Annotated in this window: 18 protein-coding genes; 14 read left to right on the forward strand and 4 right to left on the reverse strand. The window is 44.0% G+C overall.

Annotation, left to right across the window (positions count from 1 at the left end):
• The first annotated feature begins 16 nt into the window (after nucleotides 1-16).
• The 8 genes from KDW03_RS03695 (at nucleotide 17) to KDW03_RS03730 (ending at nucleotide 8827) form a co-directional block, all read left to right on the forward strand.
• Nucleotides 17-418 carry a CBS domain-containing protein gene (locus KDW03_RS03695; protein WP_271436052.1) on the forward strand — a complete coding sequence of 134 codons (402 nt, stop codon included), beginning with the start codon at nucleotides 17-19 and terminating at the stop codon, nucleotides 416-418.
• A gap of 15 nt (nucleotides 419-433) precedes the next feature.
• Entirely contained in the window at nucleotides 434-2479 is a 2046-nt protein-coding gene (metG, locus tag KDW03_RS03700; RefSeq protein WP_271436053.1) for a methionine--tRNA ligase, read from the forward strand.
• A gap of 27 nt (nucleotides 2480-2506) precedes the next feature.
• Complete coding sequence (locus tag KDW03_RS03705) at nucleotides 2507-3712, forward strand: acetate/propionate family kinase (protein ID WP_271436054.1); 1206 nt, start codon at nucleotides 2507-2509, stop codon at nucleotides 3710-3712.
• A 326-nt stretch (nucleotides 3713-4038) separates the two neighbouring features.
• A complete protein-coding gene (locus KDW03_RS03710; RefSeq protein WP_271436055.1) occupies nucleotides 4039-5022 on the forward strand; it encodes a sugar phosphate nucleotidyltransferase in 984 nt (327 codons plus the stop codon).
• Nucleotides 5023-5024: 2 nt separating this feature from the next.
• Nucleotides 5025-5489: a hypothetical protein gene (locus tag KDW03_RS03715; RefSeq protein ID WP_271436056.1), complete on the forward strand. Its 465-nt coding sequence runs from the start codon at nucleotides 5025-5027 to the stop codon at nucleotides 5487-5489.
• The gene (thiD, locus tag KDW03_RS03720; RefSeq protein ID WP_271436057.1) at nucleotides 5486-6307 is read left to right on the forward strand and encodes a bifunctional hydroxymethylpyrimidine kinase/phosphomethylpyrimidine kinase; all 822 of its coding nucleotides are present in this window, start codon (nucleotides 5486-5488) and stop codon (nucleotides 6305-6307) included. The genes KDW03_RS03715 and thiD overlap by 4 nt, the downstream gene beginning before the upstream one ends.
• The gene (gene thiC / locus KDW03_RS03725) at nucleotides 6304-7581 is read left to right on the forward strand and encodes a phosphomethylpyrimidine synthase ThiC (RefSeq protein ID WP_271436058.1); all 1278 of its coding nucleotides are present in this window, start codon (nucleotides 6304-6306) and stop codon (nucleotides 7579-7581) included. The genes thiD and thiC overlap by 4 nt, the downstream gene beginning before the upstream one ends.
• Before the next feature lies 1 nt (nucleotide 7582).
• Nucleotides 7583-8827 carry a peptidase U32 family protein gene (locus KDW03_RS03730; RefSeq protein WP_271436059.1) on the forward strand — a complete coding sequence of 415 codons (1245 nt, stop codon included), beginning with the start codon at nucleotides 7583-7585 and terminating at the stop codon, nucleotides 8825-8827.
• Between the two features lie 289 nt (nucleotides 8828-9116).
• Here KDW03_RS03730 and KDW03_RS03735 read toward each other — a convergent pair whose 3' ends face one another.
• Genes KDW03_RS03735 through KDW03_RS03745 form a run of 3 tightly spaced genes read right to left on the reverse strand, consistent with a single transcriptional unit; the run spans nucleotide 9117 to nucleotide 13714 of the window.
• On the reverse strand, nucleotides 9117-9674 hold the full coding sequence (locus tag KDW03_RS03735; RefSeq protein WP_271435386.1) for a hypothetical protein: 558 nt from the start codon (nucleotides 9672-9674) through the stop codon (nucleotides 9117-9119).
• A gap of 55 nt (nucleotides 9675-9729) precedes the next feature.
• Nucleotides 9730-10740 (reverse strand): NADase-type glycan-binding domain-containing protein, encoded by a 1011-nt coding sequence (locus KDW03_RS03740; RefSeq protein ID WP_271436060.1) that lies wholly within the window; start codon nucleotides 10738-10740, stop codon nucleotides 9730-9732.
• A gap of 13 nt (nucleotides 10741-10753) precedes the next feature.
• Nucleotides 10754-13714 carry a hypothetical protein gene (locus KDW03_RS03745; protein ID WP_271436061.1) on the reverse strand — a complete coding sequence of 987 codons (2961 nt, stop codon included), beginning with the start codon at nucleotides 13712-13714 and terminating at the stop codon, nucleotides 10754-10756.
• Nucleotides 13715-14015: 301 nt separating this feature from the next.
• Between KDW03_RS03745 and KDW03_RS03750 the strand changes: the two genes are divergently transcribed.
• From KDW03_RS03750 to KDW03_RS03775, 6 genes are all read left to right on the forward strand, one after another.
• Nucleotides 14016-14267, forward strand: a complete 252-nt coding sequence (locus KDW03_RS03750; protein ID WP_271436062.1) for a hypothetical protein — start codon at nucleotides 14016-14018, stop codon at nucleotides 14265-14267.
• Between the two features lie 250 nt (nucleotides 14268-14517).
• Nucleotides 14518-14736, forward strand: coding sequence for a hypothetical protein (locus KDW03_RS03755; RefSeq protein WP_271436063.1), 219 nt, complete (start codon nucleotides 14518-14520; stop codon nucleotides 14734-14736).
• A gap of 121 nt (nucleotides 14737-14857) precedes the next feature.
• Nucleotides 14858-15166, forward strand: coding sequence for a hypothetical protein (locus tag KDW03_RS03760; protein WP_271434704.1), 309 nt, complete (start codon nucleotides 14858-14860; stop codon nucleotides 15164-15166).
• 815 nt (nucleotides 15167-15981) lie between these two features.
• The gene (locus tag KDW03_RS03765; RefSeq protein WP_271436064.1) at nucleotides 15982-16782 is read left to right on the forward strand and encodes an IS1595 family transposase; all 801 of its coding nucleotides are present in this window, start codon (nucleotides 15982-15984) and stop codon (nucleotides 16780-16782) included.
• Nucleotides 16783-17332: 550 nt separating this feature from the next.
• Entirely contained in the window at nucleotides 17333-20749 is a 3417-nt protein-coding gene (locus KDW03_RS03770) for a UvrD-helicase domain-containing protein (protein WP_271436065.1), read from the forward strand.
• Nucleotides 20746-23565 carry a PD-(D/E)XK nuclease family protein gene (locus KDW03_RS03775; RefSeq protein ID WP_271436066.1) on the forward strand — a complete coding sequence of 940 codons (2820 nt, stop codon included), beginning with the start codon at nucleotides 20746-20748 and terminating at the stop codon, nucleotides 23563-23565. Before KDW03_RS03770 ends, KDW03_RS03775 begins: the two co-directional genes overlap by 4 nt.
• Here the strand turns inward: KDW03_RS03775 and KDW03_RS03780 are convergent.
• Entirely contained in the window at nucleotides 23562-24473 is a 912-nt protein-coding gene (locus KDW03_RS03780; RefSeq protein ID WP_271436067.1) for a bifunctional methionine sulfoxide reductase B/A protein, read from the reverse strand. The two genes, KDW03_RS03775 and KDW03_RS03780, sit on opposite strands and share 4 nt — an antisense overlap.
• Between the last annotated feature and the right edge of the window lie 152 nt (nucleotides 24474-24625).

Raw genomic sequence — 24625 nt, forward strand, 5'->3', positions numbered from 1 at the left:
CGAAAAGGAGGAATCTATGAACGAACTCGACGAAGTAAAAGTTGGCACCATAGGAAAAAAAGTGCCGTTCACGGTAACAGAAGACATGCCGATTACCAAAGCCGCGGACAAAATGCTCCGTGAAAAGGTTCATTCCCTCATCGTTATCGATCAGAAAGGAAAACCTGTTGGTATCCTGGATAGCTGGGATATCATGAAAGTAACCTTTATGGGAGAAGGTGGCAAGGATCTCCCTGTAAGTAAGGTTCTTGACAAAAAGAAGTTTTTCTTTGTTTATGAGGAGGTTTCTCTTCGTGATGCTTTGAACCTCATGCTGGACAAGGGAATAAGAGCTCTACCAATTCTCGATGAGAACGACAAACTCATAGGTAAAATCTCTCTCACCGATATTGCCATCTTTGTTCGGGAGAAGCTTTAAAATAAGGAGAAAACCATGGCGCGTTACCTGGTTACCTCAGCTCTACCCTATGCCAATGGACCCATTCACCTTGGGCATCTCGCCGGGGCTTACCTGCCTGCTGATATCTATGTGCGTTATCTAAAACTCAACGGTGATGATGTTGTCTACGTGTGTGGAACTGATGAACATGGAGTGCCTATCACTCTCCGTGCAGAACAGGAAGGAGTTTCACCAGCAGATATTGTAGCCCGTTATCATAAAAATATAAAAGAAAGTTTTGCCGGTATGCGTATAGACTTTGACAACTTCTCCGGTACCAGTCGGCCCCATCATTATCGCCTTTCACAACAGTTCTTCCTTGATCTTTACCACAACGGCTACATCAAAAAACATACAGAGAAACAGTTCTACGACGAAGAAAAAAAGCGATTTCTCGCCGATCGTTACATCGAGGGCACCTGCCCCCACTGTGGGTATGAAAGAGCCCGAGGTGACCAGTGTGATAAATGTGGTAAACTCCTCAACCCTGATCAACTTATCAATCCCCGAAGTGTTCTTTCCAACACTACGCCGGTCCAAAAAGAAACCGAACACTGGTATCTGGATCTCGCTGCCTTTAGTGAACGGCTGGAAAAGTGGATCTCCTCCAAAACCAACTGGAAAGATAATGTGCGAAACTTTGTCCTCGGATGGATCCAAAAAGAAGGTCTCCGTGAACGAGCCATCACACGAGATCTTGACTGGGGTGTGCCTGTTCCCCTGGAAGAAGCTAAGGACAAGGTTCTGTATGTGTGGTTTGATGCCCCTATAGGGTACATCTCCTCCACCATTGAATGGGCGGAACGTATCGGCAAACCCGAAGAATGGAAAAAATACTGGCTTTCTCCTGACACAAGGTTGGTTCACTTCATCGGAAAAGACAATATCCCGTTTCACGCCATTATCTGGCCTGCAATGATCATGGGGCAAAACACCCCCTATGTCCTACCATATGATATCCCTGCCAACGAATACCTCACCCTTGAGGGAGATAAGTTTTCAACATCCATGAACTGGGCTGTGTGGGTGGATGAGTATCTGGAAAATTTTCCCCCTGATCCTTTGCGGTACTACCTTGCTGCCAATGCACCGGAAAACAAGGATGCAGACTTCGCGTGGAAGGCTTTTCAAGAAAGAAACAACGAAGAGCTCGCCAACATCCTGGGGAACTTTATCAACCGCACCCTTACCTTTGTGAAAAACTATGCCGGAAACGAAATTTCCGCTGTTACCTGGAACAAAGAAGACGAAATCTTCTGGCAAGAAGTAAAAGAAAAAACCATATCCTATGCCAATCTCCTCTCGCGTTTTCAGGTCAGAGAAGCCACCAAAACCATGATGGATATAGCCCGCCTTGGAAACCGTTACTATGATGAACAAAAACCCTGGGTATTACGAAAAGAAAACCCAAAGCGGCTTTCTCAGGTTCTTTCGGTCTGCGTTCACCTCTGTCGCCTCTTATCAGTGGTAATGTACCCTATCATGCCAGATTCAGCCAAAAAACTCTGGAACATGCTCGGGGAATCACGAGACATCCTTCAGGAACGCTGGGAAACATTGGCAGATTACCGGATACCTGCACGTAAGCTTGGGGAACCTGAAATTCTTTTTGTAAAATATGATGACGCTCTTATCCAGAAACAAATAGACAGACTCATCCAAAAATCCAAAAAAGCCAAGGAGAAAATTATGGACGAGCAGAACGAACAGACATTGGTAACCATCGATGATTTTAAAAAGTTTGATCTCCGGGTAGCTGAGATTGTTGAGGTTATAGACATGCCAAAGTCTAACAAACTCTATAAACTCAAAGTCCGGGTAGGCGATCAGGAAAAACAGATCCTCGCCGGTATCAAGCAACACTATACCCCAGAACAGCTGCAAGGCAAAAAGATCATCATCATTAATAACCTGCAACCAGCAAAACTTATGGGCGAAGTCTCTGAAGGTATGCTTCTTGCCGCAAGTGATGAGGGAAAGACCAAAGTGATTTTTCTCACCCCTGAAAAAGACATAGAAAGTGGTGCCAAAATAAGCTAAAGTAGCTATTACCAAAAGGAGTTACATATGAAAGTTCTCGTCGTAAACTGTGGCAGTTCGTCACTAAAGTACCAGTTTATTGAGACCCGGGACTCCCTGGTACTCGCCAAGGGTCTCGTAGAGAGAATCGGGCTCGGTGAAGTAGAATATTCTTTTACACATGGAAACCTTCCCAAAACCAAAATCACCATCCAGGCAAAAAATCACACTGAAGCCCTCAAAGAAGTCCTGAATAAGCTCACAAGCAAAGAGTATGGAGTACTGGAGTCTCTTGATGAAATTGAGGCCATTGGTCACCGTGTCGTCCATGGTGGTGAATCATTCTATCATTCTGCCCTTATTACCGACGAGGTGCTCAAGGCTATCGAGGTGAACTGTGAACTTGCCCCTCTTCATAATCCCCCAAACCTTCAAGGAATTCTTGCCTGCGAAGAGGTTCTCCCCTCCAAAAAACAGGTGGCCGTCTTTGATACTGCTTTTCATCAGACCATGCCAGAAGAAAGCTACATGTACGCTCTCCCTTATGAGTACTACCAAAAGTACAAGATCCGCCGTTATGGCTTCCATGGCACCTCCCATCGCTATGTAGCAATGAAAGCTGCCGAATTTTTGGGTAAACCCCTTGAGTCGTTAAATCTCATCACCTGCCATCTCGGTAACGGCTCAAGCATCACCGCCATCCGTGGTGGAAAATCTATCGACACCTCCATGGGCTTTACGCCTCTTGAAGGGGTAGTGATGGGAACACGTTCTGGATCACTCGATCCTGCTACTCTTCTCTACATTATGGAAAAAGAATCCCTTACTCCTAAACAAATGAGTGATCTTCTCAATAAAAAATCAGGGATTTTAGGACTTTCGGGCATTTCCAACGATATGCGAGAAATCAACGCCGCCGAACAGGGAAACGCAAGAGCTCAACTCACACTCAAAGTCCTTACCCACTCAATTCGTCGCTATATTGGTGCCTACATGGTAGAACTTGGTCGGGTGGATGCTATTATTTTCACAGCAGGTATCGGAGAAAACGATTACGTTGTCCGAGAACTCTGTATGGAAAACATGGAAAACTGGGGATTTGCCCTGGATAAAGAGAAAAACAAACAAACCAGAGGAACACTCACAGACATCAGTCTCCCCAACTCTTTATCGAGAATCCTGGTAGTCCCAACAAACGAAGAGTTGATGATAGCTCTTGAAACCCAATGGGTTATCGAAGGAAAAGAAAAATAAAAAGATTTTTTCTGAGGCACGGCGAAAAGCCGTGCCTTTTTTAATAAGGGTAAAGGACGCGTTAAGAATGTTCCATAAAAAACAACTCCAAAACTTTTTTCTCAAGGATTTTTTTCACTCTCAATGAAAAAGGTTTATCTTGATTCTGGATAAAATGAAAAGCATTTCCTCTACCCACAGCAAATTTTTATCAATTGTCCTTTTGAAAGAGAGCTTCTCTCTTTACAAAAATTTCACTGTCTCATTCCTTTTTCAAATCTAAGCTCAATTCTTTACAAATCCTTTCTCTCTCATTATAATATAAGCAGCTAGACCAAGGAGTACCTATGAAAATTATTATCCCCGTAGCGGGAGTGGGTAGTCGTTTACGACCACATACCCATGTTACCCCAAAATCCCTCATCCGTGTTGCCGGAAAACCTATCATTGATTACATCCTTTCTCAGTGTCTCACTCTCAACTTCTCAGATATTATCTTTATCATTGGTCATCTCGGAGATCAGATCAAAAGCTTCATCAAAAGCCATTACAATTTTTCCATGAAGTTTGTTCGCCAAACTGAGTTTAAGGGACTGGGACATGCTATCTACCAAGCAAGAAACCTCTTTGATCAGGACGAAGACGTGGTTATTCTGTTGGGGGATATTATTTTTAATGCGCATCTGTCTTCGATTGTTGGTACCAAAGATAATATGATTGGCGTTATGGAAGTTACCGATCCCAGAAGATTTGGGGTAGTGATGCAGGATGAAAACGGCTATGTCACGAACCTTATCGAAAAACCTGAAAATCCCCCATCAAACACGGTGATTGGTGGTGTCTACTACTTTAAAAGTGCCCATGCCCTCTTTGAGGCGATACGCTATCTCTTTGATCATGACATCACCACTAAAAACGAATATCAGCTCACCGATGCCATTAAACGTCTCATGTACACAGGAGAAAAGGTAAAAACTTTCTCCATCTCTGATTGGTACGATTGCGGTGAAAAGGAGGCTCTCCTTGAAACCAACGAGCACCTTCTCAAAAAGGTAAATCTTCAGGTACGAATTCCTGGATCGATTGTGATTCCACCTGTCTATATCCATGAAAGTGTGGAAATCACAAACTCCATCATAGGACCCAATGTTTCCATCTCCGAGGGATGCGTCATAAAAAACGCCATCATCTCTCATTCAATCATCGGTTCAGATGCCACCGTCGAGAATGCGATCCTGACCCGATCCCTCATTGGAGATAACGCCTATCTCTATGAAGCCCCCAGGGAAATGAACATTGGACCAGATTCCGAAATAGCTTCCTCGAGGTAACTATGGGCAACATCCGCCTTTACGCTATTATTTTTGGATTTATCTTTCTGTTTCGACTGCTTGCGCTGGGTCCATGGATAGGCTATCCCCTGTTTTCTCCTTTTCAAATAGCAACCTATCAGTATCTTCTGGGAGAGAGGTTTGTTTCCCCACAAGACGAAGACACAATCCATCAGCTTGCTGTGTCTGTCATAGGCTACCGCTGGCTTCTCTGGGGGATGGAGATAATGGTTGATGGTATCTCGTGGCTTGGCATGATCGGCCTCGTTCTCAAAAGAGAGTTTTTTAGTAGGATATTCTGGAGATTCTGGATATTTCTCTGCATTTTCTGGCAAATTTTTATAAGTCTCTGGCTGGGCTTGGATTTCCAGGGAATTATCGTGTGGCTTCTTATTTCTGCTACAGGACCGTTTTTACTTTTTATATATGGTTGGAAACGTCAATGGCTTCAAAGGAGGGTAGAATGAATCAACCCGTGATGACCATAGCCGGATCCGATCCCTCTGGTGGCGCTGGCATCCAGGCGGATCTCAAGACGTTTACCACCCTTGGAGTGTATGGGGCTGCTGTGATCACAGCACTCACAGCCCAAAACACCCAGGGAGTTTTTGGAAGTATTGTGGTGGATCCAGCTTTTATCGCCCTCCAAATTCAGCGTGTACTTGAGGATATTCCTATCCGATTCATCAAAACAGGCATGCTCGCCAATGCAGAGGTTATCACAACCGTTGCAGACAACCTGCCTCAGGACACCTTTCTCGTCTGCGATCCTGTGATGTATGCAAAATCTGGCTATCCCCTTCTTGAAAAAGAGGCTATTACCACCTTAAAAGAAGAACTTATATCGCGGGCACGTGTTCTTACTCCTAACTATCCTGAGCTTGCAGAACTTCTTGGAGATGTGTTTATCCCCGAAAATGCAGAGGAAAGTGGAAAAAGACTTTTTCAAGCTTATCCGAATCTTCAGGCACTCGTAGTCAAGGGTGGACACCGCAGTCCTGTAGGAAATCAGGTAGAGGACATCCTTCTCTGGAGAGAGGGCACCACTATCCACACAAAAAAAGTGTATCATCCCTATATAAAAACCCAAAACACCCATGGAACGGGATGCACCCTCGCCTCAGCGATAACCGCCTACCTCGCACGACACGAAAACCTTGAAAATGCGCTTGTGAAAGCGATTGACTACGTGGCCTTTCTCATCCAAAAAACCCAGCAAGAAACCTATGGTAAGGGACATGGTCCCCTACCTCATCACCGATTTTCTGAAAAGGAGGCTCTATGACCCAGCTAGAATACGCCAAAAAAAATCTCATTACGCCAGAGATGGTCGAAATAGCCCGTGTGGAGGAACTTTCTCCCGAAGAGATAAAAGAACTTGTAGCTAAAGGAGAGGTGGTTATCCTTAAAAACACAAAAAGAGATACTATCCCCACCGCCGTCGGCACAAAAATGCGCACCAAAATCAACGCCAATATCGGAAGTTCTCCGGAAAAAATGGATCTGAAATGGGAACTTGACAAGCTCGCCGTGTGTGAGAAGTACGGAGCAGACACCGTGATGGACTTAAGCCTTGGTGGTATTCTCAACGAAGTACGAAAAAAGATCCTTGCCTCCACAAGACTTCCTGTAGGAACCGTTCCCATTTATCAAGTTGGGTTTGAACTTGCCCGTAATGCAAAACACCTGGAAGAAATGACCATCGATCATTTCCTCTCTGTCCTTCGCCAACAGGGAGAGGAGGGAGTGGATTTTGTTACCATTCATGCTGGCATCACCCAAAAAACCTGGCAATACATCAAAGAAAAAAAACGAATTCTCGATGTTGTAAGCCGGGGTGGTTCGATGCTTTGTGCCTGGATGGAAAAAAATCAGCGGGAAAACCTCCTCTATGAGCATTTTGATGCCATCCTCGAGGTAGCTAAAGAATATGACATGACCATTAGTCTGGGAGATGGGATGCGCCCTGGTGCCACTGCCGATGCTAGCGACAGGGCCCAAATAGAAGAGCTTATCACCCTTGGAGAACTCGCCTCAAGAGCACGAGAAGCTGGTGTCCAGGTGATGATCGAGGGTCCAGGACATGTTCCCCTCGACCAGGTTGTTTCCAACATCCAGATGCAAAAAAGCCTCTGTAACCGTGCCCCTTTCTATATTCTGGGGCCTCTTGTCACGGATATCGCTGCAGGCTATGACCATATCGCAGCGGCGATAGGGGGTGCCGTAGCGGGGGCTGCTGGTGCAGATTTTCTCTGCTATGTCACACCTGCTGAACACCTTTCCCTCCCTGACCTTGATGACGTAAAACAAGGGATTATTGCCTCTCGAATTGCTGCGCATACAGCTGACATGGTAAAAAATCCTGCCCGTTTCCGAAAAATCGACGATGAAATGTCCCGGGCTCGCAAAGCTTTGGATTGGGAAAAAATGTTTTCTCTCTGTCTTGATCCTGAGCTCGCAAAACAACGTCGAAGTATATCGGGGGTTAAAGACATCTACTGTAGCATGTGTGGAGAGTTTTGTAGCGTCAAAACACTTCAGGAGCTCGGGTTATTGTAAGATGACATACGAACTCCTTTCTCCAGCTGGCAGCATCGAAAAGATGCGATTTGCTTTCACGTATGGGGCAGACGCTGTTTACGCAGGAGCAAAAGCCTTTTCCCTCCGTGAACAGGCAGCCAATTTTACCGTTGAAGAACTTGCCGAGGCTGTAAAGTATGCCCATAGTCTTGGAAAACGCCTCTACCTTACCACTAATATTTTTTTCCATAACCGTCATATAAAGCCCTTTCAGGATTTTATCAAAGAGATTGCGCCTCTTGGTGTAGATGGACTGATCGTTTCTGATCTCGGAATGATAGCCTGGTTAAGAGAAAAATATCCAGAAATTCCTATCCATGTGAGTACCCAGGCCAATACGACGAATGTAGAAAGCTGTCGCTTTTACGAAAAACTTGGGGTAACTCGCGTTATCCTGGCTCGAGAACTCTCTCTTGATGAGATTCGAGAGATTAGAGATGCCGTCACCATCGAACTCGAAAGCTTTGTCCATGGCGCTATGTGTGTAGCCTATTCAGGGCGATGCCTCCTCTCAAACTATTTTACCAATCCAAGCATCTATCGGGCTGGAGAAAAATTCTCGCCAGGAAAAACCATTCGTACACGAGACGCCAACCTGGGGGATTGTGCCCAGAGCTGTCGCTGGGAATACTACCTGGTAGAAAAAAGTCGACAAAACCAGATGATCCCCTTCGAAGAAACTGAACATGGCACAGCCATCCTTTCCTCAAAGGATCTCAACCTTGCTTCCCATCTTCACAAACTCATGAAAGCAGGTATTAACAGTTTCAAAATCGAAGGAAGAATGAAATCAATCTACTATGTAGCCAATGTTACTCGAGTCTATCGTCATGTGATCGATACCTTTTTGCAGGGCGGCACACCTTCCTTAGAGGTTCTTGCCGAACTTGAAAAAGTAAGCCACCGGGAATACACTACAGGCTTTTACTTCCCTCACAATGAGTCTCTTCAGGTTACCAATCCTCATTACCTCCGAGAGTATACCTTTCTCGCTTATGTAAAAGAAACACTGCCCGAAGGAAGTCTCTGCCAATCCATGAATCAGATCCGAAACACGATGATGATTGAGGCCATCCTTCCCCAAGTAAAGAATATCCTCCTTGAAAAGAAAACCTTCCTTCTCGATGGCAAAGAAACTCTGCTCATCCAACCCAACCAGGAATTCATTCTTTTGGGAGAAAAACTCCCTCCCTATGCTATTTTAAGAGAAGTACCTTCTTCATAGTCTTTCTAACAATATGTAAGAAAATCCTTTCCTTTGTGTGAAAAAAGAGAGGAGAAAATACGAGTTGAAACACAAGAGAAGAGAATACCCCAAACATAAGAGTAAGAGCAAGGGGTAACCACAGAGAACGAGCCTCTCCTGAAACCCAGAAAAGAGGAAGTAATCCTCCCACGGTGGTGATATTGATTGTCAGAAGGGAAAGTACTTTTCCTGGAACAATTTGATTGCCCCCTCTTTTTAAAATTTTCCCCCTCTCCCGGCTTAATCTCCCGGGAGAGGGAAATGATACCTAATCTTCGAGTTTAAACTTCCAGGCTGCGTTTACCACCTTGAGATCCTTTGCCTCGGGAATATCCCGATACAACATATCCAGATCCTCTTTCATCGTGTCAGTCGAAACGATGTCGTAGGTTATCCAGTAAGAATCATCCTTGGTATAACCACTTTGATGAAATCGGACATAGCCAAGATAGGTGATCGTATTCTCCTTCACCTCAAACTCGTAACCAACAGGGAAAGACCGAGCCCCGCTATCTCCCCCACTCACACCCCATTCATCGATAGCGTACGTCCCTGGTTTCACCCGATAGAAATAGTATCCCTTCGTCGATGAGGTTGCTCCAATTGAAAAAGGCTTTTCGCCGTTTTCCGAAAGCGGAACAATCTGGAGATTCATCATGAGATTAAACGAGGTGTTTTCCCTGATAAGCTCACGCGTCCCATAAAGATAGCCCCAGGGACCACCAGCCTCTTGTTTCAAAAAGGTCTCCCGTGTCAGGCTCTCCTTACACCCCATCGTCACCAACACAAACAACACCATACTTACCCATGCGATACATCTCTTCATCTTTTCCTCCATTTTTTATATATTTTATGGTCTTATCTCTTTTTGTGCCTCATCATCAATGCCCTGGATGACCCATTTCCAGTATCTCGTCCATCCCATCCTCTTCGTGAGAAATACCCTCCAGAAAGGTACCAGAAAAGTGCCTGAAATCGGTCGTTTTCTCCCACTGTTTCCCCCCCAGAGGCTTCACCATGAGTTCAGAAAACTCTGAAAGCTTCCATTCACCTATCTTCTTCGCTACGGCTCTATTCATCTTTACTCTGCCTGTTTTGGGGTCCCGTATCGTGAAATCCTCCCCACTGTAGTCGTTTCTTGTCTTGCGGTAGACGTAGATCCCACCATCCGTCATATCAAACTCAATGATATCCACATCATGGGTGATCCCCATCTTCTTGAGACTCCCGGCAAACCGACTGCTGGGATCATACCAAATAAAATGGGGCACGTAGGCAGGGATTCGGGCAAGAAAACGATCTTTGTACACCTCGAGAAAATTCTTCTTATCCTCTTCGAGAACAACTACATCGTATTTTTTACCCTGGTAAAAGAATTCTATCTCACTTATACACGTATCATCATATCGGGTTCCAGGATAGGTAGAGAGCACTTCAAAAAAGAGCCACTGAATCTTTACAGCTCTTCCCAACTTTATTTCTTGAGGTCCCCACTCATCTTTTAATGGAAACACTTCTTCCTTGATCACATATTCATCCTCATTTTCTCCCTCCTTTTCTACATAGAAAGCTCCTGTTATACCAATGTTTTTTACCCTGTTGTTAGCCAGGTACACATTTGTATTCTTTTGATACCCATTGTAAATCACTATAGTGTCAATAAAAAAGGGTTCTCTAAATACTATTCGAAAATAAGGAGGGACATCACTCGTTGTGTAGTTGGTGTTTACAGCTACACAGGTAGAGAGGTTTTTGTCTAACGCCAGATAAGGAAAATAGGGGGGTACCACCGCCTGCCAGGCATTCTCTCTATTCGTTCCATCTAGGCGTATCTGCCCATACGCTACCGTCATCCCCAAGATGAACCATACTATCACAAGAAACCGTTTCATATTCTTCCTCCTTTTATTGGGTTACTATGAAACTGCGCCCTTCTTTACCATACACATCTTGAGCAAATGCCCACTTATCCTCTGACTTTTTCCCGCCAAACAGCTCGGCGAATTCTTCAAAGTCGTCCCTGTAAATGGTCTGACAGCCGTGAGACCAGTTCCACTGGGATTTATCGGTCTTTGTTCCGCCTGCATGGATAAGAATATCCCACCCTCTCTGATCTCCCTGACTATTCTTTTTGTCCATCAGAACACCATTCTTATAACCAAGGTGGATAGAAAACTCCCTTAGTGTCCCCTCTCTATCTTCACCTGGTCTTTTGTGGGTTTCTGACTCATACACTCCCGGTTGTGCTGTCCTGAAGCCTGTTCTTTGTTTTTTCTTATTATTTGGGTCAGAAGGGTCGTACTTGGTAGGGTCTACATTTGCCCGTGTAAACTCAATAATCTTTCCATTTTTGATAACTGTAATCCTATCATTGTAAATATCCCCATTTGTCAGTTTCGTTCCTTTCCCCATGCCTTCCTCGTGAATAGTAACAAATGAAACTCCACGAGTCAATCCTTCAATAGTATAATTCTCTTTAAGACGCTCGTTCCATACCTTTTGAAAACCATTCTTGTCTACAAGGAAGTTCTCTCCACCCCAACGATCCAGTATCTCTTTCTTTTTGTTGTTAAGATCCTGGATCTGCTTTTGAATCTTGCTTTGGTTGCTGCTACCTCCCTTCGTGCCCGTTGATTGTGTATTTCCTTGTAGTTCTTTTAGTTGTTTCTCTATCTCTCCCAACTTTTCTTTATCTGCACTAAACCTTTCCTTCGCCAGGTTATAACCCTGGAGTTGGATGAAGTATTCATACTCTTTAGCAACATCCGTAAGTTTCCCATTCTTATCATAGAGACTCGTTTCGCTAATATTCCCACTCTCAGCAGCTCTCACCACCTTGTTGGTAAACATCTCTATAAACTCACGCGTCGAGGAAACTTCCTTAATAACCTCCTCCCCACCATACATCCCCATCGCTTTGTCTATTATTTTCTTCAGTTGCTTACTGGCAAACTCAGCAAGCTCTTTGCCAGAAAGTTTACTCCAGTCCTCCTTCTCTCCCAAAAATATTTGTCCCTGCTTTAACATCTGGTGGAGTTTACCTGCTTCGATAAGTTTAGCTACCTTCTTTTCTATTATCTTCTTTGGAGCAGACTCTACTGCCGTTACTGCCTCCGCCGTTTGCTCGGCATCCCTCTTCTGTATCCCTTGGGCTATCTGTCCCACTCTTCCCTGAAGGTAGGAATTACCTGCCTCTTCCATCGCCTCTCTTAATACCTCTTCATACTCTTCTCTCGCACCAGGCTTCCCTCGCTTGGCCTCGTAATAGACCCTGTCAAGCCTATTCTCAATCGCCATCTCCCACCCTACCTGAGCACTAAACTGGTCAAGGCTCCCCGAAAAGGAAGGATCTTCCTTCTTCGCCTCATTATAGAGCTCCACCGCCCTCTTCATTCTCTTCTCATATTCTTCCTGTTTTATTAACTTCTCCCCATACTCGCTTATCGGCTTCTTGCCACCATCCTTTTCCCACTGCTTGCGCGCCTTTTTCCATGCGTTGTTGTAGACTTCGCTATTCACATGTCGGGAACGACCACCTCCTCCTGAGGGGCGACTGTTTCCACCACCAAACATACTCGAAACAGCATTCGATACCTGCTGGGAAACAAACGCCGCCGCTGTGCTCGCCGCCTGAACTACATTACTAACAGCGCTTCCAATGGCATTCAAGGCGCTTCCAATCGCATTCATAATGCCCCCTAACGGGTTGTTTTGCCCTGAAGAATTCCCACCTGACGAGGACGACGAAGAGGATGAAGAACTGCTGCTACTTTGCGAACTCGAGGAACTGCTTGCCGCCGAAGAGGAAGAACCACCCTCCCCCTGGGAGTTTCTCCTCCCTTCACTGTCCTCCCCCTCCTGAAGCATCTCCAGAGCCTCCCGAAAATCCTCAGCCGCCAGCTCCGCCCGCCTCTGCTCAAGAGACCCAAGCATCTCGTTTATCTCCCGTATCTCTGCCTCAAGCTCGTTCTTCTCCCGCTCAGCCTCTTCTCTCTCCCCCTTTGCCCGCTCATAAGCCTGACGTGCACTCTCTTCCAGCTGTCTCGCTCTCTCAAGCTCCGCCTGCAGTGCCTCTTTCTCCTTTTCACTTAAAGTAGGATCGGTAAGCCTGAGCTCAAGGGCTTCGCGCTTGGCCCTCGCTTCCTCATACGCTTCAAGCCTCTGCCCCTCAATAAGAAGCTTCTGCTCATAGTCCTCTATCGCCTGACTAAGCCTCTTTTCTGCTTCCTCCCGGCGAGAAAGAAGCTCTCTCTCCTGCCGGCTGAGCTTCTCACATTCCTTTTTTCGACTCTGCTGACGCCCCTCCTTCTCCACGACAAGCACAAAACCTGCCAGCGGACTATAGGGACTCATAGGAAGTGGCTCCTTCCACGGAAACTTCTCAAAAGGAGACTCTTCCTTCTTCTCGGTTTCAATCTCTGCCTGAACACGGGTAAGAGTACGAGCTTTTTCCTCTCGAGTAAACATAGACTTCACCGCTTCAACAACATCCTGCACAGTAAGCCTCTTGCCCCTCGCAAGCCTCCTCACCTCAACAGGATCCTCATGCCCTTCAATCCGCTTGAGCTCGTTGTACCCTATCGCCTGAACAAGGGAACGCTTTGCTCCCATCTCTGCCTCCCACAGAGTCCTCGTCACACTCCCTCCCGAGCTCTGAAGGAACGACATCTGATGATACATACCTAAAACACTCTGGCCCGGCTCGACGAACGAGCCTCGCGGAGGAAGGGAACTGGAAAGATAACTATTACGATACCACTCGTAACCATAGAGAGGAGGAAGACACCCCAACACCACCATCCCACCGGTGAATACTGCCTTTCTCACACCCTTCTTCAAGGCTTCTTCATACTCTTTCCACTTCATAGATACCTCCCCATTTTTTATGTTGGAGCTTTGTTTTATAACTTTTTCGAATGTATTATACCACCAGTTGGAAATTTTTGTCAATAGGCCGAATTGCTTCATAATAAAAGTACTCGAAAAGGGAACGTTGCTTCAAAATAAAAAAGTACTTTAAATTTGTGTAAAATAATCCAGTTCAAAGAACTGGAGGTAAAAGGTGGAATTAGCGATGTTTGAAAGGAGACCTATTTACAGGGAAACGGCGAAATGATATGCTGAGCTTGTCGAAGCAGAGTATCAAAAAGCCAGCAAAAAGGAGAAAATGGAGATACTGGATTATTTTGTGAGGATAACAGGCCTAAAAAATCGAAACTATGCCGCCAGGCTCTTGAGGCAGCACGGAAAAACCATCTATGTAGGCAAGAAAAATTACCTTAAAGCCGACATAGCCAAGAAGGGCAAAAGACCTGGCAGAAAGAAAAAATTCGGCGAAGAGGAACTAAAACTTCTAAAAAAGGTCTGGGAAATTGAAAACTACATGTGTGGCAAACGTTTAAAAGCCAATTTTAAATGAAGTTTAGGATAATCTCTTAACAAACGGACATCTCAACGGTTCTCCACAGGCTATAGAAACTTGCGCCATATAAGTGCTTCAAGTATTGACCGACTTTTGAAGCATGAGCGTAAAAGCTTGAGATAAAAGGACGAAAAGGTACAAAGCCTGGAGCACTATTAAAAGCAACAAATAGCTATACGCACGTGGGCAGAGTGGGATGAAAATTGCCCTGGGTTCATGGAGATTGATCTGGTAGCCATGAGGAGAAATGGCCCGGGGAGATTTTGCTCAAACATTAAATATGGTGGATGTTTGGAGCGGTTGGACAGAACTTGTGGCAATCAAAAACAAAGCTTCAAAATGGGTAAGAGAAGCCATAGAAAAAGTCAAAGGAAGACTTCCTTTTGATTTACGGGGAATTGATTCTGATGCGGTGCTGAATTTATTAATCATCCTCTGCGTGATTGGTGTGAGAAGCACCAGATAAAATTACAAGGGGTAGAAGCTCCCGTTCCAATGATAACTGCTACGTTGAGCAGAAAAACTATTCCATAGTCCGCCAGAATGTTGGATACTTCCGCTACGATACCGAGGAAGAAGTCTACTACTTGAACCGACTCTATGCGTATCTCAGGCTTTATGCCAACTTTTTCAACCGTTATGAAAATGACAGAGAAAAAGAGAATCGGAAGCAAGGTGCAAAGAAGCATGATGATATTAAAACTCCCTACCAGCGGCTTTTAGAAAGCTCTTATGTAAGTGAGGCACAAAAGGAACGCCTAACAAGGCTTTATAAGGCTCTCGATTTGTTTCACCTAAGACAAAAAATTACAGCTTGCCAGAGAAAACTTTTCAGCCTTCAAAAGAAAAAGAATGTAAAAAACAAAAATTTGGAGGAAACTGTATGGAATTTTTGAGTACTTTTTTTTTATGAGGCAATGATTCGAATTTCGAGTACTTTTTTATTTGACGAAAGGGGTGGGCATTTGTCACAATTTTTGCTGTTTCCTTGTTGCAGTGTAAGAAGGGACGCTTGTTGCTATTACCTTATCGCAGTACAAAAAACTCCAGCTATTACCATATTGCAGTTAATGCGTGAAACCCGAAAGTTATTCCCTTGTTGCAGTGGAAAACAGCAATGCTCTTACCTTTTCACAGTCAAAACGAGAAAATTTATTCCCTTATCGCAGTTGGTCTTTCCCCGGTAGCTCTTTCTTTATTGCAGTTGAGAAGCAGGAAATTTTTTAGCTATTACCCTGTTGCAGTCGGAAGAGGGTATTGTTTAAGCTATTATCGTGTTGCAGTGGAAATATGGAAATTAAGTAGGCTCTTCCCTTGTTGCAGGAAAAAACTCTTGCCGTTACCTTATCACAGTGGGAAAAATTCCAGCTATTACTTTTTCACAGTGGTAAACCTCGCGATAATACTGCAAAAAGGGAAGAGCTTATGTCGAAAACTCCAGCTTAAACGTTTAGCCTTTATATCCCCTCTTACAATCTCACTTACTTTGAGATTTGCTCTTACCATGTTGCAGTAAAGAAAAAACTTTCTCTTACCCGACCTTAGGAAATCTCTTGTCCCACACACTGCAACAAGGTAAGAGCATTTTTCTCAACCCCCAAAATCTCCCCATCGATCTTACTTTTAAAATATATAAAACATCTTTTTTAACAACTATAACAAAAAATTTTCGATATATATAGTATGAAAAAATTTCTCTAAGGAGAAAACCATGGAAAAGGATTTTTTCACACTCTCAGAAAAAGAATCTTACCAGATTCTCGAAAAAGCCCTCTGGCCAGAGGGACCTATTTGCCCACGGTGTAAAGAGAAAGCGCATCTTCTCTCGTGCCGGCTCGTGTATCAGTGCCCCAAGTGTGGCAGACAATTTTCCTTAAAAAGCCAGTCCATCATGCGAAAAAGTCACCTTTCGCCAAAAATCTGGCTTTCTGCCATGTTTCTTGTCTGCCAGGATGGGGGGATAAATGCGGTGAAGCTTTCACAACTTCTTCACATTAGCTACAAGGCAAGCTGGCTTCTTCTTCAGAAGCTACGAAGCCTTATGCGGCTTACCACTCGCCATCACACGAAATCCCTCCGAAAGCTTGTCAAAACCTTTTTCTTTCTTTCTGGCATCAAACGCCGCCAAAGAAAAAACTTTTCCCCCATGCAGGTTTTAGAAATTGATGCAGATGATAATCCTTCTAAACTTCATATTCACCTTGTGGATGATGTGAATAGTGATTGGCTTTCAGACTTTTTTGGCAAGCTTTTCCGCCACACGCCCGTAGAAAAGAGAACGCCTTGGCTTTCCCACATTAACGATGGGTTGAAAAACCTTCTTGAAGACGTCTATCACTATGGTTGTCGAAAGCACATGCAGCGCTATCTTGATGAGTTTTGTTTTCGGTTTAATATCGAGGGGGTTTCTTCCAGGCTTGAAGAGCTTTTAATAAGGCTTGGCAAACGTCGCCAGCTTCTCCCGTGGAAAAAGCTTGTTGCTGAAGGGCTTATTCTTCCCATCTGGGCGTAGGTTCTGGTTTTTTCTTTCTCACAACGTTTCCTGAGTCTGTCAAATGGAAATTGAAGGTTTTTGTCTTACTTTTTTCTTTCTGGATTTTTTTCATTCTTTTGAAAGAAAAGGAGAGGAAAAACTCGAAAATTCATGGTGAAAACGTTTTTTTCGTGAGGTAAAAGATGAAAAAACTTCTGTTCTTCCCTTGTTGCAGTAAGGGACAAGGGGATTTGGGTGTTAGCTATTACTTTGTCGCAGGAAAAGAGAACTGCTCTTACTTTTTCGCAGCAGAAATGTGAAAGAAAAAACTGTGATAAGGTAAGAGCTTTTGTTTTTTAGATTCCTTTTTTGTAAAAGGTTTCATCCAGAGGGGAATTTTTTATGAAAGGGAAGAAATCGAGGCGTACTGCTCTTACCCTGTTTCAGTTCTTCGAGTGTTTGTGAAAGGTTTTTTTACTGCAACAAGGGAAGAGCAATTCCTAACCACCATCTCCCTTTCCCCTTTTCCCATTTCAAATATTCTCTCTCCTTGACATTTTTCTCATCCCTTCCTACAATACTTCTCGTTATGCCCCTTACCCTTTACGAAGCCTCAGCCGGTTCAGGAAAGACCTACACTATTGTCAAAGAATATCTTGCCGTTCTCTTTAACGCCTATGATCCCTCCCACCCCGAAAACCTTGAACGTTCTCTTCGCGCCACATTAGCTATAACCTTTACCAACAAAGCCGCCGCCGAGATGAAAGAACGAGTCCTCCACGCTCTCAAAAGACTTTCCGAAGGAGACCATACCCTTTACCCCGAGTTCTGGCAAAACTACCCCCATCTTAGCGAGATGGCTTATGCTATTCTTACCTTTCTCCTCCACCATTACCAATGGTTTACCATAACCACGATTGATAGTTTTATCCAAAAACTCTCCCGTAGCATCGCCTTTGAACTTGATATTCCTCTCGCTTTCCAAACCCTCTTAGACAAAAGCTCCCTTTTCAAAGACATTTTAAACGATATCCTCGAACAATTCGGACAGGACACCACCATCACCATGCTTCTTGAGGACTTCATTACTACCCAACTCTCTCATCAGTCCTCTTTATCTCTCGAGCTACAACTCCTGAACCAGGCAACCACCATTTATCAGGAAAAAAACTACAACCCTCTTCTTCCTGTATTAGAAGAGATAAACCAAACCCCTTTTTATCATGAAGTCAAAAAAAACTACCATGCGCTTCAAAACCAGATCCAACAAGAAGCCCGACAAATCCTCCAAAAAATGCAACAAGAAAATATAGAAAAAGAAAACATTCTTTACAAAGGGGCAGGCAATGTCTCTTTCATCGAAAAACTCGCAAAAGGAAACATAGAGGAAGTCAATCACGAAAGTTCCCGACTCTACACCTGGACCAATAAAAAGACCCCAAACCATCTCCTTAAAAAAATAGTCCCCTTTTTTGAAACCTATGTTGCCCCTTTTCTTAAAAAATACCACATCCATCCCGACAACGGCATCAATGACATGGTTCGTTACTATGCCTATAATGCCCTCATTGATCATCTTTTTTCTCTTACGCTCATGAATATTTTTCAAAAAGAACTTCAGAAAAAAATCCGCATCCATCAACTCATTCCCATCGAAGAGTTTACACGACGGCTCCATGACAAGATCTCCAAACAAAATGCCATTCCCTATCTCTACATGCGTCTTGGAGAAACCTATAGGTACTTCTTTATCGATGAATTTCAGGACACCTCCCGCCTCCAATGGGAAAACCTTCTCCCCCTCATTGAAGAAGCCCTCAGTCAAAATGGTCACACCTACCTTGTTGGGGACCCCAAACAATCCATCTATCGCTGGAGAAATGGCGATGTGCGCATCATGCTTCAGGATGTCCGCCGACAATTTCCCAACTTCACGCACACCTCTTTGGATACAAACTACCGAAGCTACAAAACGATTGTCGAATTTGTCAATACCTTTTTTTCTTCTCTTGTCACCTATATCAAAAATAAAACCTCATCCTCTTCCACCTCCTCAACCTCCCTCTTTCTCACCTCATACACCAATATTACTCAAAAATACAAAGACCAATCCGAAGGCATGGTTTCCCTTGATTTTGAGTTCGTTTCTTCTGAAAAAACTACCTTTCAATCCAACGAGCCCATAACATCTGATGAAGAATCTCCCATACCTATCATCGAAGAAGATGACATCGACATCGAAGAGGAAACGGAAACAGAGGAAGAAAAGCTCACCCAAGAGTGGTGTATTTATAAAATCAAAAAATGTCTCGAATCCGGGTACAGGTATCAAGACATTGCCATTCTTGTTAGAACCAACAAGCACGCTTCGTTTATTGCCGAGGGTCTTCTTAAAGAAAATATTCCCTTTATCTCGGGAGAAGCCCTCTTTGTTGCCAACTCTCCAGCTATTCAGCTCCTCATTGCCAGCATGAATCTTCTCCTCCGTCCTACAGAGAAACAACACCTCATCACCTTTCTTGAACTTACTGCGTTTCTTTTTGAGCAACCCCTTGAACAAACCTCTCTGGAAAACCTCTTTTCCTCTCTCTCCTCCTCCCTTGAAGATCTTCAAAATCAGCTAAACAGTGAACACCCCGTATTCCAGAAAGCTTATTCTCTTATCCACGATCGCCTTTTTCTTTTCACCCTTTCTCTGTATGACCTTACCGAAGAATTGATACGTCGTCTCCATCTTCATACTCTCCAATCCCAATACATCTTTCTTGCTAAATTCCTAGACACTATCCAGGAATTTTCTCTCCAGTCTCGAGGATCACTTGCTGACTTTCTCGAAGAGTGGGAAAAACTCGCCCAAAATCTTACCCTTGATCCCGATGAATCCGCGGATGCCGTGCGGATCCTTACCGTTCACAAGGCAAAGGGACTCGAGTTTCCGGTTGTACTCTTCCCCATCCTCCCACAGAAAAAACCTTCCAATGTTGATATAGTGGGAAATCTTCCCCTCAACACTTTACCGGAACTTTCTGAAAATGCCTCGCAATGGAAATGGCTTTACAAACACAAAAAAAATCTCTCGTATGTTCCTGAACTTAAGACTATTTACGAAGAGGAAAAAGATTTAAGTCTGCTTGATGAGATTAACATCCTCTATGTCGCCTTTACCAGACCCAAAGAGGTTTTCTGTGCGTACATTCCCCTCAGGATAATAAAAAACAAAAGCAAATTCCAGGACTTCTCCCAGGGATGGGAAACGTGTCTTCAACAAGATCTGGAAACCTTTCTGGAAAAAAATGCCCTCTCTGAGAAAATTGGACATCTCATCCTTTTTCTTCTCAGTCAACAAACAAAACCCACTTCTCTTCATGCCTATTCACTCTCCTATCAACAAGGATCATGGCCCCAGAAAACCCCATCATCCACCTCGAACAAAAATATTCACGCAAATATTATGCTTTTCCCCTCAACATCATGGCAAAAGAAACTCCGTGTTCGACAACACGAGGCCGAAATCCATCTTCTCTTTCACGAAACCCAGCGTATTCACCGTGAAGAAGGTATCATTCTTCATGAACTCCTCTCTCACGTATTTTCAGAGGAAGATATCCCTGAAATAGTAGAAAATTACGCCATTCATCTTCCAGGCAACCTCACTCCCGAAGCAAAATCCGACCTCATCAAGGTGCTTTCAGGTATATGGCATATCTTCTCCAGCCGAGGATGGACAGAAAACTATCGCATCTACAACGAGGAAACCCTCCTCACTCCCCAGGGACTTATAAGGCCAGATAAAATCTTTCTCAATAATGACAGATCCCACGCTGTCATTATTGACTATAAATCCGGACTTCAAACAGAAGAACAAAACGAACAAACCATTATCAAACGCTATTCTCCTCAACTAAACGCCTACTGCCGGGCGATTGCCTCCATGGGATACTCTCATGTAGAGGGCTACATCCTTTTTGTCACCAATCAAAAAATATTTCAGGTAGTTTCCCTATGAGTTATGAAAAGTTTCTCAAAAAAGTTGCCCACGAACTTATCTCTACATACAAAGAAGTGCTTCCCTCTTCTCTGATTGTTGTACCAAACAAAAGAGCCCGAACCTTTCTCTTTGAGTATATGCGGGAGAGTATCCAAATCCCTCTTGTAGCTCCCCGATGCTTCTCCTCTGAAGAGCTTGCCAAAAATCTTGCCGGTATGGAAAAAGAAGAAAACCTCCCCCTGCTTTTTGAACTTTACGAAGCCTACGAATCCACATACCGAAAAAAACAACTCGCCCCACTAGCCTTTGAAGATTTTTACTTCCTGGGACGAACCCTTCTTGCTGACTTTAACGAAATAGATCGCTATCTTGTTGACGTCTCTCAACTCTTTTCCCACCTCTGTAAACTTGAAGCCTACGAAAAAGGTGCTCCCACAATTGCCCCAGCCTTTTCCCGGTTATGGGAAAACCTCGCTGAAATTTACCAAACATTTCAAGATCGTTGCAAGAAAAATAAACGTGGATATCCCGGGCTTTTCTATCGCCTGGCTGCAGAAACACTTCCGCCAAACCCTCTGGTTAGAGATGGGCTTGTCTTTTGGGTAGGATTCCACGCCCTCTCTCCCGCAGAAGAAAAGATCTTTCTCAAAACCAGACAAGACGGTCAGGCAAAGGTCTTTCTTGATATCGACACCTATTTTACCGACAATCCTCTGCAGGAAGCAGGACATTTCTATCGAAACTTCTGGGAAAAACACCTGGGGCTTGAACTCGAATCCCAAAAAGAAAACCTGCTTTCTCATCATTCCCTTCGAGAGATAAAAATCTTTGCTACCACCAACGAAACCTCTATGGTAAAACTTCTCGGAGAAGAGTTGCACAAAAAAACTTCTCAAGAAGAGAATCCTTCCACGTTATCCCAAAAACCAGACACCCTAGCCATCATTCTCCCCAGAGAAGAACTTCTCTTTTCCGTCCTCAATGCCATTCCTCCCGAGATCAAAAGTGTCAATGTCACCATGGGCTTTCCTTTACGTGCTTCACAGATAGCCTCCTGGATAGAAAACCTGCTTTCTCTTCGAGAAAGTATCATCATCGACGAAACAACCAAAATCCCCACCATTTCAGGTAAAATACTCTCTGAAATACTTGATCACCAGTACACCCGTCTCCTCGTCTCAAACGAGATTATCAACACCATTATCAAAACCATCCGAGAGAAAAACCTGGCACGACTTTTTATACAAAGTCTTCCTTTTGAAAACTTTCCCTCATCCCTTGTGACCTGGATCACAGCCCCTTCCCTAACAGGGAAAGAAACCATCCTGACCCTCTTTGCAATTGTCAAAAACCTCCTGGATGCCTACAGAAAAAAACACCTTGCCCTTGATAGCGAGTTTATTTATACCGCCCTTCAATCTCTCGAAAACATCCGTCAACTCATCGAAGAAAAAAAATTCCAGCTTTCTTTTGAAGCAACAAGTCGTATTATTCGGGATGTTCTTCAGGAAGCCATCATCGCCTTCAGTGGTGAACCTCTTGAAGGATGGCAGATCATGGGATTTCTCGAAACTCAGGCCCTCGATTTTGACGAGGTTTACATTCTCTCCATGAACGAGGGAATTCTACCTGCCTCCGGGGCACGCATATCGTTTCTTCCCCCTGATATAAAAAAAGCCTATAATCTCCCCCTCCCCCACGAGAGTGAAAATGTCTATGCCTACCATTTTTACCGTCTCCTTAAACGAGCACGCAAAGTGTCTCTCTTTTACACCCGTGAAGCAGGTGAGAACCAGCAACAGGAGAAAAGCCGTTACATCGAACAGCTTCTTTTCGAATATTTATCCCCAAAAAACACCTGCCACGAAATAGCCTACGCCTACCCTTTTGTTCGCCCATCGTGGCCAAAACCCTCCTATGCCAAAACCTCTTCCGTCCTGGACAAACTTCGCTCCATGTCATATTCTCCCACCTCTCTTATCACGTATTTCAAGTGCTCTCTCTGGTTTTATTACAAATATCTTCTAGAAATTCCCGAAGCAGAAAATCTAGAAGAAGATCCAGATGCAAAAACGAAGGGAAATATCATTCATGAAGTCATGGAAAACATTTTCCATAAAGGAAAAATATTCTTTCCGCAGGATCTTGCTTCTCTCCTCCAGACAAATGAGATAGAATCATTTATCACGCAGGCTATAAAAAACCAGTTTACCGAACGCCCACTCAAGGGAAAAATTACCCTTCTTCAACACATCATCACTCAACAAACAAAAAAAATATTAGAAAAACACACAACTATCACCCCCTTTCAAATTCTGGAAACAGAATACAGCCTCGCATCTACTTGTACCCTCGACGATGGTACAACTATAAAACTCAAAGGAAGGATCGATCGTATCGACCAGAGAAACAATGCTATTTTCATCATGGACTATAAAACAGGGGAAGCGGGCTCCCTTTCCCTTCCTTCCAACGAACAAAGAGAATACGTTCTTTCGAGCCTCTTTCAAGAAAAGACCCGAAGTCAACTCTTCCAGCTCCTTTTTTATGGGTACCTTTTTACCCAAAACCCTGCCCCTCTTCTGCCTTCCCTCTCCCCGGAGAACCTTTTCTTCTCCATTTGTGCATTCAAACAAGGCGACTTCAAATACGTCGAGTCGAAATCCCCATCCGAAGGAAAACTCTCCTACGAAAAACTCCGAAAACCCTTTGAAAGAGGACTAAAAAAAGCCCTTCAGCTTATACTCTCAGAAGCACCCTTCCAGCAAACCCAGGATATTTCTACATGTGAAAAGTGCCCATTTCGGCATATCTGTGGAAGAGAAAAACTCTAATCCCCCTCCCACATCCTTGAAAGATTAACATGACAGTAACCGCCAGGATTTTTTGTAAGATAGTCCTGATGGTACTCCTCTGCAGGATAAAAATTTTTTGCTTTCTCCACCTGCGTAACAGGATGCTTTCCCTGATTTCTGAGTTTCTCGAGCGCCTTTTCAATCGCTGGCACATGCTTCTCATCGAGATAAAAAATAGCCGAACGATACTGCGTCCCCACATCATTTCCCTGTCTATTGAGACTTTCTGGATCGTGAATAAAGAAAAAATGCCCCAAAACCTTTTCAACAGGAAGAACCGTGGGATCAAACTTCACCAGAACACTCTCGGCATGTCCCGTTTCTCCTGTACACACGTCATCATACGTTGGCCACATCACATCTCCCCCCGAATAGCCCACCTTTGTACCCACCACCCCTTTGACGCGCTTAAAATACGCCTCTACTCCCCAGAAACACCCCGCCGCTAAAATAATCTGCTCAAACGGAAGTTTCACATGAGAAAAAAGAGAAAGATACTCCATATAGCCCTCAGCTACCATATCCTCAAGAGGAATAAAATGCAATGACGCTGAATTGATACAAAACCTCATCCCCGTTGGTTCAGGTCCATCATCAAACACATGCCCCAGATGTCCCTTGGTATGTTTTGTTCTCACTTCAACCCGATGCATTCCATAGGAAAAATCCTCCACATATTCGAGAAGTTCAGGATGAACAGGTTTTGAAAAACTCGGCCACCCGGTTCCTGAATCAAACTTATCCAACGAAGAAAACAAAACCTCCCCCGAAACAGGATCAACATAAATTCCAGGATGTTTATTATCCCAATATTCATTCTGAAATGGCGGTTCTGTTGCCCCCTCATAGAACACCTTCCTCTGCCACTGAGAAAGTTTTCGTTTCATACTTCCCTCCTTTTTCAAACCATCCTTTTGATTGAGTATACTTACACACCAACAAAAAGGCAAAAATTTTTCTCGTTTTCCCTCACACTTCGGAAAGATTTTTGCCCTCTAAAAAAAGAGGCCACCGGTATACACGGTGGCCCTTAAAAGAA

Source organism: Thermospira aquatica (genome assembly GCF_023525255.1).
GTDB classification, from domain to species: domain Bacteria; phylum Spirochaetota; class Brevinematia; order Brevinematales; family Thermospiraceae; genus Thermospira; species Thermospira aquatica.

Excerpts from the sequence above, each read along its gene's own strand:
- KDW03_RS03695 (WP_271436052.1), top strand. The coding sequence starts at position 17 with ATGAACGAACTCGACGAAGTAAAAGTTGGCACCATAGGAAAAAAAGTG.
- metG (WP_271436053.1), top strand. The coding sequence starts at position 434 with ATGGCGCGTTACCTGGTTACCTCAGCTCTACCCTATGCCAATGGACCC.
- KDW03_RS03705 (WP_271436054.1), top strand. The coding sequence starts at position 2,507 with ATGAAAGTTCTCGTCGTAAACTGTGGCAGTTCGTCACTAAAGTACCAG.
- KDW03_RS03710 (WP_271436055.1), top strand. The coding sequence starts at position 4,039 with ATGAAAATTATTATCCCCGTAGCGGGAGTGGGTAGTCGTTTACGACCA.
- KDW03_RS03715 (WP_271436056.1), top strand. The coding sequence starts at position 5,025 with ATGGGCAACATCCGCCTTTACGCTATTATTTTTGGATTTATCTTTCTG.
- thiD (WP_271436057.1), top strand. The coding sequence starts at position 5,486 with ATGAATCAACCCGTGATGACCATAGCCGGATCCGATCCCTCTGGTGGC.
- thiC (WP_271436058.1), top strand. The coding sequence starts at position 6,304 with ATGACCCAGCTAGAATACGCCAAAAAAAATCTCATTACGCCAGAGATG.
- KDW03_RS03730 (WP_271436059.1), top strand. The coding sequence starts at position 7,583 with ATGACATACGAACTCCTTTCTCCAGCTGGCAGCATCGAAAAGATGCGA.
- KDW03_RS03735 (WP_271435386.1), bottom strand. The coding sequence starts at position 9,674 with ATGAAGAGATGTATCGCATGGGTAAGTATGGTGTTGTTTGTGTTGGTG.
- KDW03_RS03740 (WP_271436060.1), bottom strand. The coding sequence starts at position 10,740 with ATGAAACGGTTTCTTGTGATAGTATGGTTCATCTTGGGGATGACGGTA.
- KDW03_RS03745 (WP_271436061.1), bottom strand. The coding sequence starts at position 13,714 with ATGAAGTGGAAAGAGTATGAAGAAGCCTTGAAGAAGGGTGTGAGAAAG.
- KDW03_RS03750 (WP_271436062.1), top strand. The coding sequence starts at position 14,016 with ATGGAGATACTGGATTATTTTGTGAGGATAACAGGCCTAAAAAATCGA.
- KDW03_RS03755 (WP_271436063.1), top strand. The coding sequence starts at position 14,518 with ATGGCCCGGGGAGATTTTGCTCAAACATTAAATATGGTGGATGTTTGG.
- KDW03_RS03765 (WP_271436064.1), top strand. The coding sequence starts at position 15,982 with ATGGAAAAGGATTTTTTCACACTCTCAGAAAAAGAATCTTACCAGATT.
- KDW03_RS03770 (WP_271436065.1), top strand. The coding sequence starts at position 17,333 with ATGCCCCTTACCCTTTACGAAGCCTCAGCCGGTTCAGGAAAGACCTAC.
- KDW03_RS03775 (WP_271436066.1), top strand. The coding sequence starts at position 20,746 with ATGAGTTATGAAAAGTTTCTCAAAAAAGTTGCCCACGAACTTATCTCT.
- KDW03_RS03780 (WP_271436067.1), bottom strand. The coding sequence starts at position 24,473 with ATGAAACGAAAACTTTCTCAGTGGCAGAGGAAGGTGTTCTATGAGGGG.